Origin of the sequence: Sphingobacterium sp. UBA7625, assembly GCF_002484085.1 — a bacterium.
Taxonomy (GTDB): domain Bacteria; phylum Bacteroidota; class Bacteroidia; order Sphingobacteriales; family Sphingobacteriaceae; genus Sphingobacterium; species Sphingobacterium athyrii.
On the sequence record NZ_DLJD01000040.1, the window covers coordinates 100,079 to 114,591 of the forward strand.

Here is a 14,513-nt window from a genome sequence, read left to right on the forward strand (position 1 = left end):
GTTTCACTTCAGTGTGTTTAGTCAAGCAAAATTATTTGTCAATTGCTCCTAGAACACGTTTCATGAACATATTTAAGGCGTCTTTTTTCGAATTGCCTTCTTTTATCAATTTATCAACCTCCACGGCACCGTATAGGTTAGAAATTAATTCACCGATCACGTCGAGTTCCTCATCTTTCAATGGAGCTTCTGTAAGAGCTTCCAATGTATCGATGGTCTCCAGGATATAGTCTACATCATTTTGTTCGATGAATTCTGTAAGATGTTTAATTACTGGCAGCTTCATTGAATAATTCTACTAATGCGTCCAACTTATTTGTTTGTACTTGATTCACCAATTTACCGTTTTTAAATGCAGCAAATGTAGGCAGATTATTGACGTTTGCCAATTTGCGTGATTCAGGAAATTTCTCCGCATCAGCGATGATAAAAGGAACACTCTCGTTTTCGCCGGACAATTTCTTGAATTTTGGTTTCATGATTTTGCAGTTACCACACCATGTAGCAGCATACTGAACCATCACAATATCGTTATTGTTTACAATTTCTTGTAAATTATCGTTTTCTAATTCTTGTAACATGATTTTATTATTAAGGTGATTGATGGAGAAATCAACAGGAGCCGGGATAAAGGCCCCTGTTGATAAGACCTGAGGTCCTTTATTGTTAGTGTTTAGCTAAATAATCAGCTACACCTTTTCTGTCTGCATTCATTGCATCTTTACCTTCTTCCCAGTTTGCAGGACATACTTCGCCAAATTTTTGTACGTGAGCGTAAGCGTCGATCAAGCGTAAATATTCTTTTACGTTACGGCCCAAAGGCATGTCGTTTACAGACTCGTGGAATACACGGCCAGTTTCGTCGATCAAATAAGTAGCTCTGTAAGTAACAGCAGATCCCTGTGCCAATGTACCGTACTCAGGATGCTCAACTTCTTGAACGTCTAGGATACCCAATACGCTAGATAAGTTGCGGTTAGTATCAGCTAAAATAGGATATTCAACACCTTCGATACCACCATTATCTTTTGCAGTGTTTAACCAAGCAAAGTGAACTTCGTTTGTGTCGCAAGAAGCACCGATTAAGACTGTATTGCGTTTTTCAAATTCAGCAGCAGCCTCTTGGAACGCGTGTAATTCTGTAGGACATACAAAAGTGAAATCTTTTGGATACCAGAACAAAAGTACTTTTTTACCTTCTTTAACTGCTTTTTCGAAAATGTTGATCTGCAAATTGTCACCTAAATAATCAATTGCATCTACTGTAATGCTTGGAAAACTTTTACCTGTGAAACTCATAATATATCTTTCTTTTTTTGTTGACACAAAGATAAGGCAACCCGGTTCAAAAAGCGAATTGATTTTACCAATACACTATCATCAAAATCTATTATGACTAGAATATAACAATAAGTTTTTATTATATTAATATAAGGTCTTTGAGAGGCGGCGGACCGAACAGGGATTTCTTGAAAAAATAAAACAATTCATACTGGGGTAGTTACAGATTAATGCGTCAAAATAGTTGCACAATTGATGTGCAAAAGCTACTTTTGCGACGTTCTATTTCAAAATAGCGCAATGCTGGAGGGGTTCCAGAGCGGTCAAATGGGACGGACTGTAAATCCGTTGCTTCGGCTTCGAAGGTTCGAATCCTTCTCCCTCCACATTTTTTTCCTTTATAAATTTCACTTTAAATTTTCCTGTCAAAATCGATGAGCATATTGGGCCAACGGCTTATATAACTCCATTGATGGGAGTCTACTGCTGTTGTCCTATAGAACATATTGTAAGGATATTAAGTACTGCCTTTAAAATTTGGTGAATCTATTAAGTCTATTAAGGTATAGCCGGAACTGCCATTGTATGTCATTATCGGGTGTTATACCAGCGGTGCGGTGGCAGTTGAGGTTATTGTCGGGAATCCTCACCGAATTGCTTTTTGCTTCTGATCACGGAGTCCGGCAAAAAATATAGCATGGATTTTCAACTTGCTATTGACTTATTTATAAAATAAACCTAAGTTTGGCTTTTGAAACGGCCCCGTAGTTCAACGGATAGAATAGATGTTTCCTAAACATTTGATAGCAGTTCGATTCTGCTCGGGGCTACATAAGGAGAAGTGATGCCAGCAGTTTCGCTTTTCAATTGCAGGAGAAATACGATAAAAGTTATTTCTCCTGTTTTATTTTAATGGATAATCATCTTCGCTATTTGTATCGTTATTCCTCCCATCAGACAGTCGGTCTCCTGTCAGAACGTTTTCTTTCAGAAAAACTGTTGGTTTTCAAAATAAAATATTGGGGACAATCTTTCGTTCATGCTAAATATGGGCGTAGCAGACGAAAAACACCCTGATAATTGGTCGCAGCAAGACACCAATAGAAGCAGCGAAGTTCAAAAATCAGCAAAAAAAAAAGAAGAATGTATTTCCAAATACCAGTTGGATTAGGTATTGGATGGTGCTTCTTTAAATAGGGATAGCCTTCCGACCATGCCAAACATGAGTAGGCCAAAGCAGGCGAAAACACCATAGGAATAGCGCAAACTAAATGCTTCTGCGATATAGCCGATCAGTGGCGGCCCCATTAAAAACCCGAGATAGCTAATGCTGGAAACCATGGCCAATGCCACGCCCGATGGTACATTTTTATTTTGACCGGCGATACTATAGATAGACGGTACATTACAGGCGACACCGATACCCACGAGCATAAAAGCAAGCGTGCATATAATAAACTGAGGAAAAATGACCGAGGTCATCATGCCTACGAACATCAGGAGTCCGCTATATTGTAAGGTTCTTTTACGTCCCAGCTTACGGATCACGGCGTCGCCCACAAAACGGCCCGTTGCCATCATGATCATAAAAGAAGCATAGCCCACAACAACGAGTTTTTCGGGCGCATGAACGATTTCCTTAAAGTATACCCCGCTCCAGTCAAACATGGCGCCCTCGGTTGCCATGCTGAAAAAACCGATGATGCCCAGTTGTAAAAGACTTCCCTCAGGTCTGGAAAAAAAACTTCGCCGTTCTTTCTGTGGTGATTTTCCCGGAACCAGATAGCGTTGATTGATGAATGTATTGCCGATGACCAAGGCCAATATGATCAAAAAATGTGATAAGGTATCCAGGCCGAGGTTCATGGTGAGCAGCCCGACCAATGCGCCAGTAAATCCGGCGATGCTCCAAGCGCCGTGGAAAGAAGTCATAATTGACTTTTTATAGATCTGTTCGGTAGCTACCCCCTGGGTATTGACCGAGATATTGCACATATTTCCCGTTACGCCAAAAAGAAAGAGAATAGCTCCCAGTTGCCAGGCATTTTGAGCAAAGGCGATGGAGCATAAGACCAATGCATAAGCAATAGGTACGATACGCAGCACTTTGGCGCTCCCATATTTGGTGACCAATTTACCCGAAAGGGCCATTGTGACCAGCTGTCCTATGGGAAGCATCAATAAAATGGTTCCCAGCTGCCCTTCGCTCAGATGAAGACGCTCCTTGATGACCGGAATACGGCTTGCCCAGGAGGCGAAAGCAATGCCCTGACAAAAAAAGAAAAGAGATACTGCAATCCGAATGCGATTGCGTTTGTTATAAAGATCTTCCTCTGAGAGAGTTAGCATAGTGTCCATAGTTCCTGATTTGAGGGTGCAAAGTTACGGATAAGTATTTCATTTTACGACAGGATCAATAAAGAAATTTAATCACTCAGTCCCGAAGGAACATCATCGCTAAAGCTTGGCAAGAGTAGAAAATGACAATAAAGACTGTTGAAAATTATATCTAAAACAAGTGAAAATTATCTTCTTTAATTTTGCTTTATGGCAACCAAGGTTGCGATAATTATCTTCTTTCATGCGCTTGTGTAAATTTTACTATGTTAAACGCTTTATTATTAGATGGATACATATCCATAACCAAACCCGATCCTACCCTACCCTACTTTGATCAAGTTGGTATAAGTTGAATTTACCAGCCTTTCTTTACTTTAAATATACGAAGTTGTTCAAACAAGACCTACTCATGTCAGGTTAAAATACAATCAAAATGTAAAATTCGCAATACGTCAATAGTTTTTCGATAACGTATCCTATTTTTGTTAAAGGCAAACAATTATTAGCCTCCTAGATAAATGATAAAAAAACTGCTTTTGAGTGCAGTTCTGGCCTACGGCGGAACTGCTTATGTCGTTGCGCAGCAACCGACATTTTTGTCTCATCCAACATTGACACCCGATGGGAAGGAGATGGTATTCAGCTATGAAGGAGATCTTTGGAAAGTAGCGAGCCAAGGAGGTGTTGCTGTCCGGCTTACGGGTATGGAGGGCAACGAAATCAACCCCCGAATCTCTCCGGACGGTAAATGGTTGGCATTCTCGGCCAATCAAAATGGGAATATGGATATTTATGTCATGCCTTTGGCCGGCGGGGACATCCGTCAGTTGACAGCACATGATGCCTCGGATGAGGTGGACAGCTGGAGTTGGGACAGTAAATCACTCTATTTCACTTCCTCTCGTTATAATCGTATGGGGGCTTATCAGGTGTCTCTGGACGGTGGAACGGCAACACGCCTATTTCCGCATTTTTTCAACTATATCAGTGGTGTCGTTCCTACACCTTCGGGGGAGCTCCTGTTTAACGATAGCTGGGAAGGATACAGTTCGGCAAACCGCAAACGCTATAAGGGAGCATTTAACCCAGATATCCGTTCCTATAATCCCAAAACAAAAGCCTTTCAGCAATATACAGACTATGTTGGAAAAGATCTTTGGCCAACAACAGATCAAAAAGGAAACATATACTGTGTTTCGGATGAAAACAACGGCGAATACAACCTGTATCAGCTCAGCGGCAAGGCCAAAACAGCGCTAACAAGCTTTACAGAATCCATTAAACGTCCTTTTGTATCAGCAAATGGCGATAAAATCGCATTTGAAAAGGGGTATCAGCTTTATATTTATGATGTCGCCGGAAAAAAAACGGTACAGCCCAATATCGCATTAAACCGCAATCAGGTACTTGGCAAGCTGAAGGAATTCAATATCTCGGGCAATATCAGTGATTTTGACGTTTCGCCCGACGGAAAAAAGATAGCCTTTGTATCCAGAGGCGAGCTGTTTGTTTCCGATAGTGAAGGTAAATTTGTGCGTCAAATGCCGGGCAAAGGGGAGCGTGTCATGGAAGTCAAATGGCTCAAGGACAGTAAAACCCTACTTTATAGTCAAACCTACCAGGGATATCAGAACTGGTTTTCCCGTACCGCAGATGGAAAAGGCGAGGTGAATCAGCTGACCGAAGACCTTCGAAATAACCGCGATATTAGCTTTAACGCCGACCGAACGAAAGCGGTATACCTAAGCGGCCGCGATGAGGTACGAACATTGGATCTAGGGAGTCTAAAAAGCCAGACCGTGGTTAAAGACGAAATCTGGGGCTTCCAGAATTCTTCGCCCTCATTTTCGCCCGACGGTAATTATCTGTTATTTACGGCAATGCGCAATTTTGAACAGGACATCTTTGTCCATAACCTCAAGAGCGGGCAAACGACCAACCTGACCAATACTGGTGTCTCCGAGACCAACCCCTATTGGTCTCCGGATGGGAAGTATATTTATTTTGCGAGCAACAGAACCAAGCCTTCATACCCTACGGGAATGCAAAACTCGAGCATCTTCCGTATGGCGCTGACCAATTTTGACCAACCGTATCGCAGTGCCAAGTTTGACGAATTATTTGCCCAGCCTGCAGTAAAAAAAGATTCGGTCGCAAATAAGCCGAAAGCGCCTAAGAAAGAAAACGACGCCAAGGATAAGAGTAAGTCGAATGCAGATAAGAACAAGCCGGCAGCTCCCGGACCAGAACCAAAGAAAACGGTCTTGGTACAGCTTGATCTTGAGGGCTTGCGGGATCGTATCGAACAGGTCAGTCCTGCATCCGGGACACAGTACAGCCCTTTGGTGATCCAAAAAGCAGACAAGACTTATGTGTTCTATTCGTCTGACCATGAGGGCAAATTCAGCGCTTACCGTACCGTATATGAACCATTCACGGCTCCTAAAACTGAAAAGGTAATCGAAGGTGGCATGGGACGGGTACAGGAATCGGCTGGCAAGTACTTTGTGCTGAACCGAGGTACCATACAGAAATACAGTCTGGAGGGAAACAAGCTTGATGCGATAACCATGAGCTTTAAATTCAACCGAGACCTGGAGAAAGAATTTAACCAGATGTTTTATGAGACCTGGGCCAATCTGGAAGAGAACTTTTATGACAGTAATTTTCATGGGGTAGACTGGACGGCAACCAAAAAGAAATACGAAAAATATCTGCCGGGAATCAATGACCGTAATGATCTGCGTATTCTCTTGAACGATATGTTGGGCGAGCTCAACTCATCACACTTGGGTTTTAGTTCCGCGGGGGCTGAAGAACGTAAACCTTTTGGCTTCGTGACCAACGAGATCGGAGTGGAATATGATAGCGAAAACCCTTATAAGATCAGCCGCATTGTAGGCAATGGGCCGGCGGCAAAGAAAGAGGTGGATATTAAAGCGGGTGATGTGCTGGTCGCTGTCAATGGTGTTAAAATAAACACAACGGCAGATCGGGACAGTTATTTTACATGGCCATCAATGGAAGAGGAAGTGCAGCTGACGCTAAGCCGCAATGGCAAAGAGGTTCATACCAATGTGCGGCCGATTTCCAGTACAGCTTTTAGGGAATTGATTTACGATGAATGGATCAAGGATAATCGCAGCCGTGTAGACAAATTGAGTGACAATAAGATTGCTTATTCACATATGAAGAATATGTCGGGCGGAGAATTGCAGCGTTTTCTTATCGATATGGCTGAGCAGGAAAATAACAAGCAAGGAATTATTTTGGACTTACGTTATAATACCGGTGGAAATGTGCACGATGAAGTATTGCGTTTTCTGTCGCAGCGGCCTTACCTACAGTGGCAGTATCGTGGTGGAAAACGAGCGCCACAAAGTAATTTTGCGCCCGCTGCCAAGCCGATCGTGCTGTTGATCAATGAACAGTCTCTGAGTGACGCAGAGATGACCGCGGCCGGATTCAAAGCCTTGAAACTGGGTAAAATCATTGGTAATGAAACTTACCGCTGGATCATCTTTACCTCAGGTAAGGGACTGGTCGACGGGTCTTTCTACCGGCTACCTTCCTGGGGTTGCTATACGCTGGACGGTCAGGATCTGGAGCAGACAGGTGTGGCACCTGATATTTTTGTGAAAAATACAGTTCAGGACCGTATGGAAAATAAAGATCCGCAGCTGGAGCGGGCAGTGAAAGAAATCTTAGCCGATCTCAAGTAATATAGTAACAATTATAAATGACTGCAAGCTGGAGGGAATACCCCTCCAGCTATAGCAAGATTAATTCCCCTACGGCCTCTTTACAACTATTTAAAATTATTTTATTCCGCTCTTGTGAAATCTTGATCTTTTGTGCATCCCTTCTCAAAACATAAAAGGAATAGACATGGAAAAGGTCATATTAAAAGTAAAAGAATCCTGCATGGCGGATTGGGGCAAAATGACAGCACAGGAACAAGGACGCTTTTGTGGCAAGTGCGAAAAGATAGTCGTTGATTTCTCGCAGATGAGTGATCAGGAAATCGTTGATCAGATCAAAAAATCCAGTAAAGGGCTTTGCGGTCGTTTTTATGAAGATCAGCTGTTACGTGAATTGGATGCCAGTTTTTCCTTTGCAAAAAATCCGGTATGGCTTAATAGGTGGAATGGTATTGCTGCCGGACTGATGCTAATCGGTTCATTGAGCTTGCCTGCGGTACAGGCGCAAACCTTCACAACAGGAAAAGTGGCTGTGGTACAGACAAAAGATGTAGCAGCGACCGAATCTGTAGAAAAACTGACAATTCCAAGCCAACCTCTGAAAAGTGAACCTGCATTGTCACATCAGGATAGCATTAAGGTAAAGATCTCAGGAAAAATTGTATGTGCTTCTGGCGAGGGTAGCATGACGGGGACTGACGTGTCAATTGGAGATTACCATACGAAAGCTGGTGAAAATGGCAGCTTTGAGTTTTGGGTACCACAATCCTTATTTAGTAAAGATCAGGAACTACGTGCACAAATGATCGGGTATAAGACTGTTGTTGTTCGCTTAAAAAAGGGCAACAAGAAAGCTATAAATAAGCCTATTAAGATGGAGGTTAGACCAATGATTATGGGGCTTATTGCTACTTCAGATCGGTAGGGACTAGGCCACATGAAGGTGTTCTATTTTTTTGCTTGGCTGTAAGTGAGTAACGGTCGAAGCACCGAGATGACCAGCAGACTTTTTTGACAGTTTATAAGTGCATATATGTCTAATCTGGACTTTGCCGACGAGGTTTTGATTGTTATCGCATGTGATATAATTTTGCGGGACCAATGGGTGAACGTACATTTAAGGCGATCGAAGCCATGGAACAAAAAATGGAAGACAAAGAATAAAAAATCTCCTTTTATACTTGACTTTCTCTCCGCTGAATCTTACATTTGATTTATCGAATGACTTCGTAGCTCAGTTGGTAGAGCAACAGACTCTTAATCTGTGGGTCCTGAGTTCGAGCCTCAGCGGGGTCACTTTCAGAAAAGCCTTTTTACTTAGGTAGAAAGGCTTTTTTATGTCTTTACAGTGTCTTTAAAGCGTTTTTCTCATTTTTGTCATACCGAGAGAAGTTATAAAATCTATTAATTAATTTGAAACACTTAAATACGACTTCTATTTCATATTTAACCCAATTCTGGCTAAAATTGTACTGTTTTGGCGCACTTTTGGCGCATTTTTATCTGTATATTCTAACCCCGAGACCCCAATCTAATGCTCTCTAATTGAATAAGACACCAATGTTGTTGAGAACCCAAAATTTTTAAGAGGTATATAATATCAAAAAGAAATGAGCTGAAATAACATGGATAAGTAATCCATCAGGGCAATATCCCGTATTCTATTAGAAAGTGTAGGGTTATTTAATTTTTTCTAAAGTAATGAGTAAAGTTTGTTCTTCAAGCTACTTAATTCAGTAAATTTATTCCGTAAATTTGTATCGGAGGCAATAAGTTTATGGAAAACAAGAAGATTTCAATATTGTATGTTGATGATGAGGAGAATAATTTGTTTTCCTTCAAGGCGACATTCCGTTTAAAATATAAGATATTTACCGCCATCAGTGGAGCAGAGGCAATTGATCTCGTTAAAAATAATTCGATTAATATCATTATCACCGATCAACGAATGCCCGAAATGACCGGTGTCGAGTTTTTGGAGAGGATCATTAAGATTGATGCAGCTCCAATGCGTATACTTTTAACGGGGTATACTGATATGGCTGCTGTGGTCGATGCTGTCAATAAAGGAAAGATATTCCATTACCTCAATAAACCTTGGAGCGAAGCAGAACTGGACGAAACGATTCAGCGTGCGTATGAGGTATATCTGGAACGGCAAAAAATAATCGAAACGAATGCGAAACTCGAATCATCCAATGATCAACTAGAGTTTATGCTGCGCCAAAAACTGCTTTCCTAAAACAAAAGCTTTTAGGAAAGGCAGAACTATTTACTCGGTATACTGACTGTAAATGTCGTGCCTGCACCCAGTGGCGATTGCACATCAATGGTCCCTTGCAGCTTTAGTAGCGCGTTTTGTACGTTATACAAGCCAAATCCCATGCCTTTGGCCTGATCACTGCCCCTAAAAAACAGTTTGAAAATATCATGAATGTGTTCGGGAGAAATACCGATACCATTATCGCTCACCACAATCTTCGCCTGCTTGTCAGATACGTCAACAGATAGTTTAACGAATGGCTCCGCCTGGCCCTTACGCTGATATTTGAAGGCGTTGGATAGTAAATTGTGTAAAATCAATTCTAGAATTGCCTTGTCACATTTAAATGGTTCTTTTTGGTTTACATAGATATCAAAGTTTACGTCTTTGTTTTGGGTATACATTTTATAGAACTGTCTTACATTGCCGAAAAGTTCGTCAAAATTAATTTCAGAGAGCATGAGCTCACCTCTCCGCAATAGATAGTAGTCCCTTAGACTATCAATATAGGCATCTAGGCTGACCAATGAACTATCCATCAAGGTAAGTAATTCATGGATGCGGTCTATATTGTCAAATTCTAGCCCAAGTTTTACTGCGGAGAGTACTCCTGTTAAAGGATCACGTAAATCATGGCTGACACTATAGGCAAACTTATCCAGCTCATCGTACGCTTTCTGCAGCTCCTGATTCTTTGTCTCTAACAGCGAATTTGCAACATAAAATTTATTTGCTTCTTCAATTGCTGAAATAATCTCTTCCCTCATCCAAGGCTTGCGGACAAAGCGAAAGATATGGCCCTTATTGATCGCGTCAATAACTGTATCCATGTCAGCATACGCAGTCAATAAAATGCGTATAGGCTTCGGAAAATCTCTTTTGATGCGGTGCAGAAAATCTATTCCCAGTTCTTCGGGCATACGCTGGTCACAAAAGATCACACGGATCTCCGGATTGGCGAGAAGTATTTTCTCGGCTTCAGCTGTGTTTGATGCAGTATGAATGACATAATCGTATCTAAAATTCGCTTTAAAACCAATTAAGTTATTTGCTTCATCATCAATATATAATATTTCAAGCTCCGTCTGCATAATTTGTATAATATGGTTTATTTTCCCAAAATGACCGAAATTAATCATAATTTATCGAACTCATTGGGTTTACTTTTACGTCAATTCTTTTGTTGTATGGGGATTTGTAGCGTGAAGACTGTTCCCTCTCCTACTTCTGATTCTACAATAATCCTACCATGATGCTTGGCAATGGTATTATAGGCGATGGACATCCCTAACCCTGTCCCCTCGCCGACGTCCTTTGTCGTGAAAAAAGGTTCAAAAATACGTTCCTGAATATTTTTTGGAATACCGATGCCATTGTCTGCTATTTTAACAAAAATACTGGACTGATCCGCAGCAAGTCCAGTTTCTATCCCTAATTTCCCCCCTCCGTTATCACCGAATTTTTTGTTGATGGCATACAGTGCATTCGTTATAATATTCAGAAATACCTGGTTCAGTTTCCCTGCATGGCATTCTACCATCGGCAGGTCGCCATATTTTTTTTCGACCTCAATCGTATTATTCATCAAGCTGTTCAGTATCACCATCGTGGACGCTATGCCCTCGTTGATATCAGCAAATTTTAATGTGTCCTCATCGACACGTGAGAAGATACGTAAACTTTTTACTATTTCAGCGGTACGATGGGCTCCATCATGCATTCCTTTCAATAGGAAATCGACTTCCGTCTTCAGATAGTCAATGTCCAGATCATCCTTGAATTTTTTGATCTGTAATTGTTTCTCGTCATCAGAAAGCTCCGGTGCAAAAGCAATACGTTCGACTTCGTCCAACGTGTCCCAGATCATCCTGATATCTCTTTTCAGAGGGGCTACATTCGAGGTGACGAAGTTGATTGGATTGTTGATTTCGTGTGCGACTCCTGCGGTCAACTGTCCCAACGAGGCCATTTTTTCGGCTTCAACCAATTGTGACTGGGCTTCTTTCAGATGTGTCAGTATCATTTGCAATGACGCATTGGATTCTTTTAGTTCATGTGTTCGTTCACTGACCTTTTGCTCCAACACCATATTCTGTTCACGGATGAGCCGCTCGTTTTCTAAAGAGATCGCTAATTCTCGTAGCCTAGATTCTTCCTTTTCCTGCTTAAGTATATTGATGCTGTAGGCCAGACCAAAGGATAGCAATGCCATTTCGATTACGGAGGCAATCTGCACAGCGTTGCTTGTAAAGTTATTATAGTCTAATATTCCGTAGTCTTTTAATAAAAATACAACGGATCCTAGGAGTAAAACAGTCCATCCATAAACAAAGTATTTTGCTGGTCTATAGCCGCTTATCATAATGCGATAGGATAAGTAGAGAACAAATAAAGAGCCAGCTCCAGTGGTCACCTGCATCACAAAAAATGCGGATTGCGTTAAACTGGCTAGCGCCAGAATGGTACCAATGGCAAACAAAATAATAAAAATGATGATTATCCGTCTTGATCGCGGTGCATTTTTCTTTAATTGGAGAAATGAATCTGCAAATAAAAGCGCGCTAAGCCCCGATAGGCAACCAAATATCATGGGGCCTTTGGTTGCAAAGTAAGGCCAGGAAGGCCATAGATACTGAAAACTATAACCTTTGATGCCCATTTGGGTGACACCGGCACAGAGGACATATAACACGTAATAAAGGTACCCCGTATCCCTCACAGAGAAAAATAGAAAGAGATTATATATCACCATAATGAGTACTATTCCGATATAGATACCACTAATGAGGCTATCGTTATTCATCTGCGTCACAAATTGTCGCTCACTACTCAGATAGATGGGTAATATAATCTGCTCGGTACTTTTAATACGAATGAAAAACGTCTTTTCAGCCCGTCTGGGCAGATGAATGTCAAATACATAGTTCGGAACTTTATATTTTCGTATGGAAAAATTTTGATGTTCCCCAAGTTTGATCGATTGGTAAGAGCCATTCCCGGACGGGCTATATAATTCAACTTCATCCAATAACGGATAGGCAATTTCTAATAGAAAATATAAATCTTGTTCGCTGCTATTTTTTATAGGGAGGCGAAACCAGACGGCGTCAGATGAGGTGCCTAAGTTTGGAACTGCACTATTTAGGGGTTGAAAGTCCGATGAAGATAAAATGGTTGAAAATGCGGGGTTCCCGGGCCCGGTATAACGCTCCAGCTGATGACCGATCAGTAGCCGTTGTTCGGGATGGTCAACAGTGAGCTGTGCTCGTGACGGGAGACATGCGAGAATATACAGACAGATCAGGGAAAACCAGCACTTCATTTTTAGGAGGCTATTTTTTTGCCAGGGCGATGACCAGATTCATTGACACTAAAAAACAGCCGGTTTCATCCAATTGTTTCAGTGTTTGTTGGAATTCCTCAAATTCTGCTTGGCTCAATTTGCCCTTTTCGAACATCTCCAAGAGGATGCTGTCTAAAAACAGATAGCGGTTGGCTTCTTCTTTAGAACGTGTCACCATGCAGAAAGTTTGCAGTTGAACATCTTGAAATCCATTCTTAAGGAGGTCTGTTGTCAGCTTATTGCCCGCCCAGCCGTTGTTGACTTTCTCTTCGGTCAAATAATGGCAGATCTTGGCTTCTATGCTTACATGCTGGGTGTAGAAAGTCAGGCTATTCCAGATGGTCTCAACGATAACCACAGGTTGGCCCTTGCCCAATATGCGATATACCTCACGAAACATCTTTTGTGGATCAGTCAAATGCTGGACAAGACGTTCCATCCGTACTCCGGAAACCTCCTCATCTTCGAAATCGAGCTGATATACCTCACCCTGAACGAAATTAACATTGCTGATTCCGTCGCTACCTGCTTTCGCATGATCAATCAATTTCGCATCATGGTCTACGCCGATCACCTGTACTTCGCTTCCCAGCATATTGGCCAGGTTAATAGCATCCATTCCGGTACCGCAACCCAAATCGGCAAGGAGCCCCTCTTTGATCGTAGTGAAAGGAGAATAGGATTGTATTTTTAATTGCTTGAGAAAGTCTCCGGTATCCTGTAAATAACCGGCGCCATAGTGTTTAGTGTCCATTACAAAATATTTAGATTACGTTGATCTGTTTTGAGATCTGCCGATGTGTGCTGTAAATTTTTTATGACCTCTTCAAGATCCCAACGGTCTAGGTTGGGGATGTCTATTTGATAGTGAATTTCAATTTCTTTATTTCGCAGGGTTTCTATCCGGACAATATTGGAATTGTTTCGGAGGGAGAAAATAGCTTCCTTATTTTCCTGATCTGCTTCAGTCAACGTATCCAGATTTCTCATGATCATGACTGTCGCCACTAAGTCTAATTTGGGATAGTAAAAAGTACCATTGTTACCAACGCTGGTATCTATGCGGTAACCCACACTTTCCGCCAGTTTTACCGTATATGGGGCGCACAGTGCAAATAACGATTTGATTCCGATCTGTGTACTGATGGCTGCTCCGGCCCTGGTGAGGAAAATACTCCCGATTCCATAGCCCGCGATCTCCCGCGAGTTCCATAGCCCGCAGCCTTCGCCGGTGCCATGTAAGGCGTAGTCGTATACTAAATCGTAAATCCGCGCATCCATGGCACCTGTAGCCTGTTCTATCGGCAATGGCTCACTTCCGCCGGCGGCATGTATGCGAACACCTCCATATACCTTCTCACCATCAAGAGATTCTACAATAAGGACGAATGACGCCGGATTGTACATCCATTCGTTCTTGGACGAAGTAACTTTCTTGACACCTATCGCTGTCAAGACATGGGCGTGCCCTTCTATAAAACGTTCACAGGTCTTAGGATCGTCGATAGCACGAAATGCTCTTAGTCTAACTACCGGACGTCCATCGTTGAATAATAATGCCACCGAAATGCTTTAATTTATCGTT

At 41.9% G+C, this 14,513-nt stretch carries 11 protein-coding genes and 3 tRNA genes; 6 read left to right on the top strand and 8 right to left on the bottom strand.

Annotated elements, in window-relative coordinates; all coding sequences use genetic code 11:
- Positions 1 to 31: 31 nt before the first annotated feature.
- From B4G94_RS17260 to B4G94_RS17270, 3 genes are all read right to left on the bottom strand, one after another.
- The gene (locus tag B4G94_RS17260; protein ID WP_286860428.1) at positions 32 to 286 is read right to left on the bottom strand and encodes a DUF6952 family protein; all 255 of its coding nucleotides are present in this window, start codon (positions 284 to 286) and stop codon (positions 32 to 34) included.
- Complete coding sequence (locus B4G94_RS17265; protein ID WP_108635449.1) at positions 267 to 581, bottom strand: thioredoxin family protein; 315 nt, start codon at positions 579 to 581, stop codon at positions 267 to 269. Before B4G94_RS17265 ends, B4G94_RS17260 begins: the two co-directional genes overlap by 20 nt.
- Before the next feature lie 85 nt (positions 582 to 666).
- On the bottom strand, positions 667 to 1,299 hold the full coding sequence (locus B4G94_RS17270) for a peroxiredoxin (protein WP_104384792.1): 633 nt from the start codon (positions 1,297 to 1,299) through the stop codon (positions 667 to 669).
- A 287-nt stretch (positions 1,300 to 1,586) separates the two neighbouring features.
- On the opposite strand from B4G94_RS17270, the gene B4G94_RS17275 reads away from it, so the two are divergent.
- Positions 1,587 to 1,667 (top strand) — tRNA-Tyr (locus B4G94_RS17275).
- A gap of 372 nt (positions 1,668 to 2,039) precedes the next feature.
- Positions 2,040 to 2,111 (top strand) — tRNA-Arg (locus B4G94_RS17280).
- Between the two features lie 337 nt (positions 2,112 to 2,448).
- Here the strand turns inward: B4G94_RS17280 and B4G94_RS17285 are convergent.
- Positions 2,449 to 3,639: an MFS transporter gene (locus B4G94_RS17285; RefSeq protein WP_286860432.1), complete on the bottom strand. Its 1,191-nt coding sequence runs from the start codon at positions 3,637 to 3,639 to the stop codon at positions 2,449 to 2,451.
- Between the two features lie 500 nt (positions 3,640 to 4,139).
- On the opposite strand from B4G94_RS17285, the gene B4G94_RS17290 reads away from it, so the two are divergent.
- From B4G94_RS17290 to B4G94_RS17305, 4 genes are all read left to right on the top strand, one after another.
- Positions 4,140 to 7,343, top strand: a complete 3,204-nt coding sequence (locus B4G94_RS17290) for a S41 family peptidase (RefSeq protein ID WP_286860434.1) — start codon at positions 4,140 to 4,142, stop codon at positions 7,341 to 7,343.
- Between the two features lie 166 nt (positions 7,344 to 7,509).
- Positions 7,510 to 8,247, top strand: coding sequence for a hypothetical protein (locus tag B4G94_RS17295; RefSeq protein ID WP_286860437.1), 738 nt, complete (start codon positions 7,510 to 7,512; stop codon positions 8,245 to 8,247).
- 298 nt (positions 8,248 to 8,545) lie between these two features.
- Positions 8,546 to 8,618, top strand: a tRNA-Lys gene (locus B4G94_RS17300).
- A 481-nt stretch (positions 8,619 to 9,099) separates the two neighbouring features.
- A complete protein-coding gene (locus B4G94_RS17305) occupies positions 9,100 to 9,564 on the top strand; it encodes a response regulator (RefSeq protein ID WP_108635465.1) in 465 nt (154 codons plus the stop codon).
- Between the two features lie 26 nt (positions 9,565 to 9,590).
- Here the strand turns inward: B4G94_RS17305 and B4G94_RS17310 are convergent, their stop codons facing one another.
- The 4 genes from B4G94_RS17310 to B4G94_RS17325 form a co-directional block, all read right to left on the bottom strand.
- Positions 9,591 to 10,676 (bottom strand): sensor histidine kinase, encoded by a 1,086-nt coding sequence (locus B4G94_RS17310; protein ID WP_286860440.1) that lies wholly within the window; start codon positions 10,674 to 10,676, stop codon positions 9,591 to 9,593.
- 80 nt (positions 10,677 to 10,756) lie between these two features.
- Entirely contained in the window at positions 10,757 to 12,907 is a 2,151-nt protein-coding gene (locus tag B4G94_RS17315) for a sensor histidine kinase (protein WP_286860443.1), read from the bottom strand.
- Between the two features lie 10 nt (positions 12,908 to 12,917).
- Entirely contained in the window at positions 12,918 to 13,682 is a 765-nt protein-coding gene (locus tag B4G94_RS17320) for a methyltransferase domain-containing protein (RefSeq protein WP_165309496.1), read from the bottom strand.
- Positions 13,682 to 14,491, bottom strand: coding sequence for a hypothetical protein (locus tag B4G94_RS17325; protein WP_108635468.1), 810 nt, complete (start codon positions 14,489 to 14,491; stop codon positions 13,682 to 13,684). The genes B4G94_RS17320 and B4G94_RS17325 overlap by 1 nt, the downstream gene beginning before the upstream one ends.
- Between the last annotated feature and the right edge of the window lie 22 nt (positions 14,492 to 14,513).

What these genes read in the sequence shown, in the direction of transcription:
- B4G94_RS17290 (WP_286860434.1), top strand. Translation starts at nt 4,140, where the DNA reads ATGATAAAAAAACTGCTTTTGAGTGCAGTTCTGGCCTACGGCGGAACT.
- B4G94_RS17315 (WP_286860443.1), bottom strand. Translation starts at nt 12,907, where the DNA reads ATGAAGTGCTGGTTTTCCCTGATCTGTCTGTATATTCTCGCATGTCTC.
- B4G94_RS17265 (WP_108635449.1), bottom strand. Translation starts at nt 581, where the DNA reads ATGTTACAAGAATTAGAAAACGATAATTTACAAGAAATTGTAAACAAT.
- B4G94_RS17285 (WP_286860432.1), bottom strand. Translation starts at nt 3,639, where the DNA reads ATGGACACTATGCTAACTCTCTCAGAGGAAGATCTTTATAACAAACGC.
- B4G94_RS17305 (WP_108635465.1), top strand. Translation starts at nt 9,100, where the DNA reads ATGGAAAACAAGAAGATTTCAATATTGTATGTTGATGATGAGGAGAAT.
- B4G94_RS17270 (WP_104384792.1), bottom strand. Translation starts at nt 1,299, where the DNA reads ATGAGTTTCACAGGTAAAAGTTTTCCAAGCATTACAGTAGATGCAATT.
- B4G94_RS17295 (WP_286860437.1), top strand. Translation starts at nt 7,510, where the DNA reads ATGGAAAAGGTCATATTAAAAGTAAAAGAATCCTGCATGGCGGATTGG.
- B4G94_RS17310 (WP_286860440.1), bottom strand. Translation starts at nt 10,676, where the DNA reads ATGCAGACGGAGCTTGAAATATTATATATTGATGATGAAGCAAATAAC.
- B4G94_RS17320 (WP_165309496.1), bottom strand. Translation starts at nt 13,682, where the DNA reads ATGGACACTAAACACTATGGCGCCGGTTATTTACAGGATACCGGAGAC.
- B4G94_RS17260 (WP_286860428.1), bottom strand. Translation starts at nt 286, where the DNA reads ATGAAGCTGCCAGTAATTAAACATCTTACAGAATTCATCGAACAAAAT.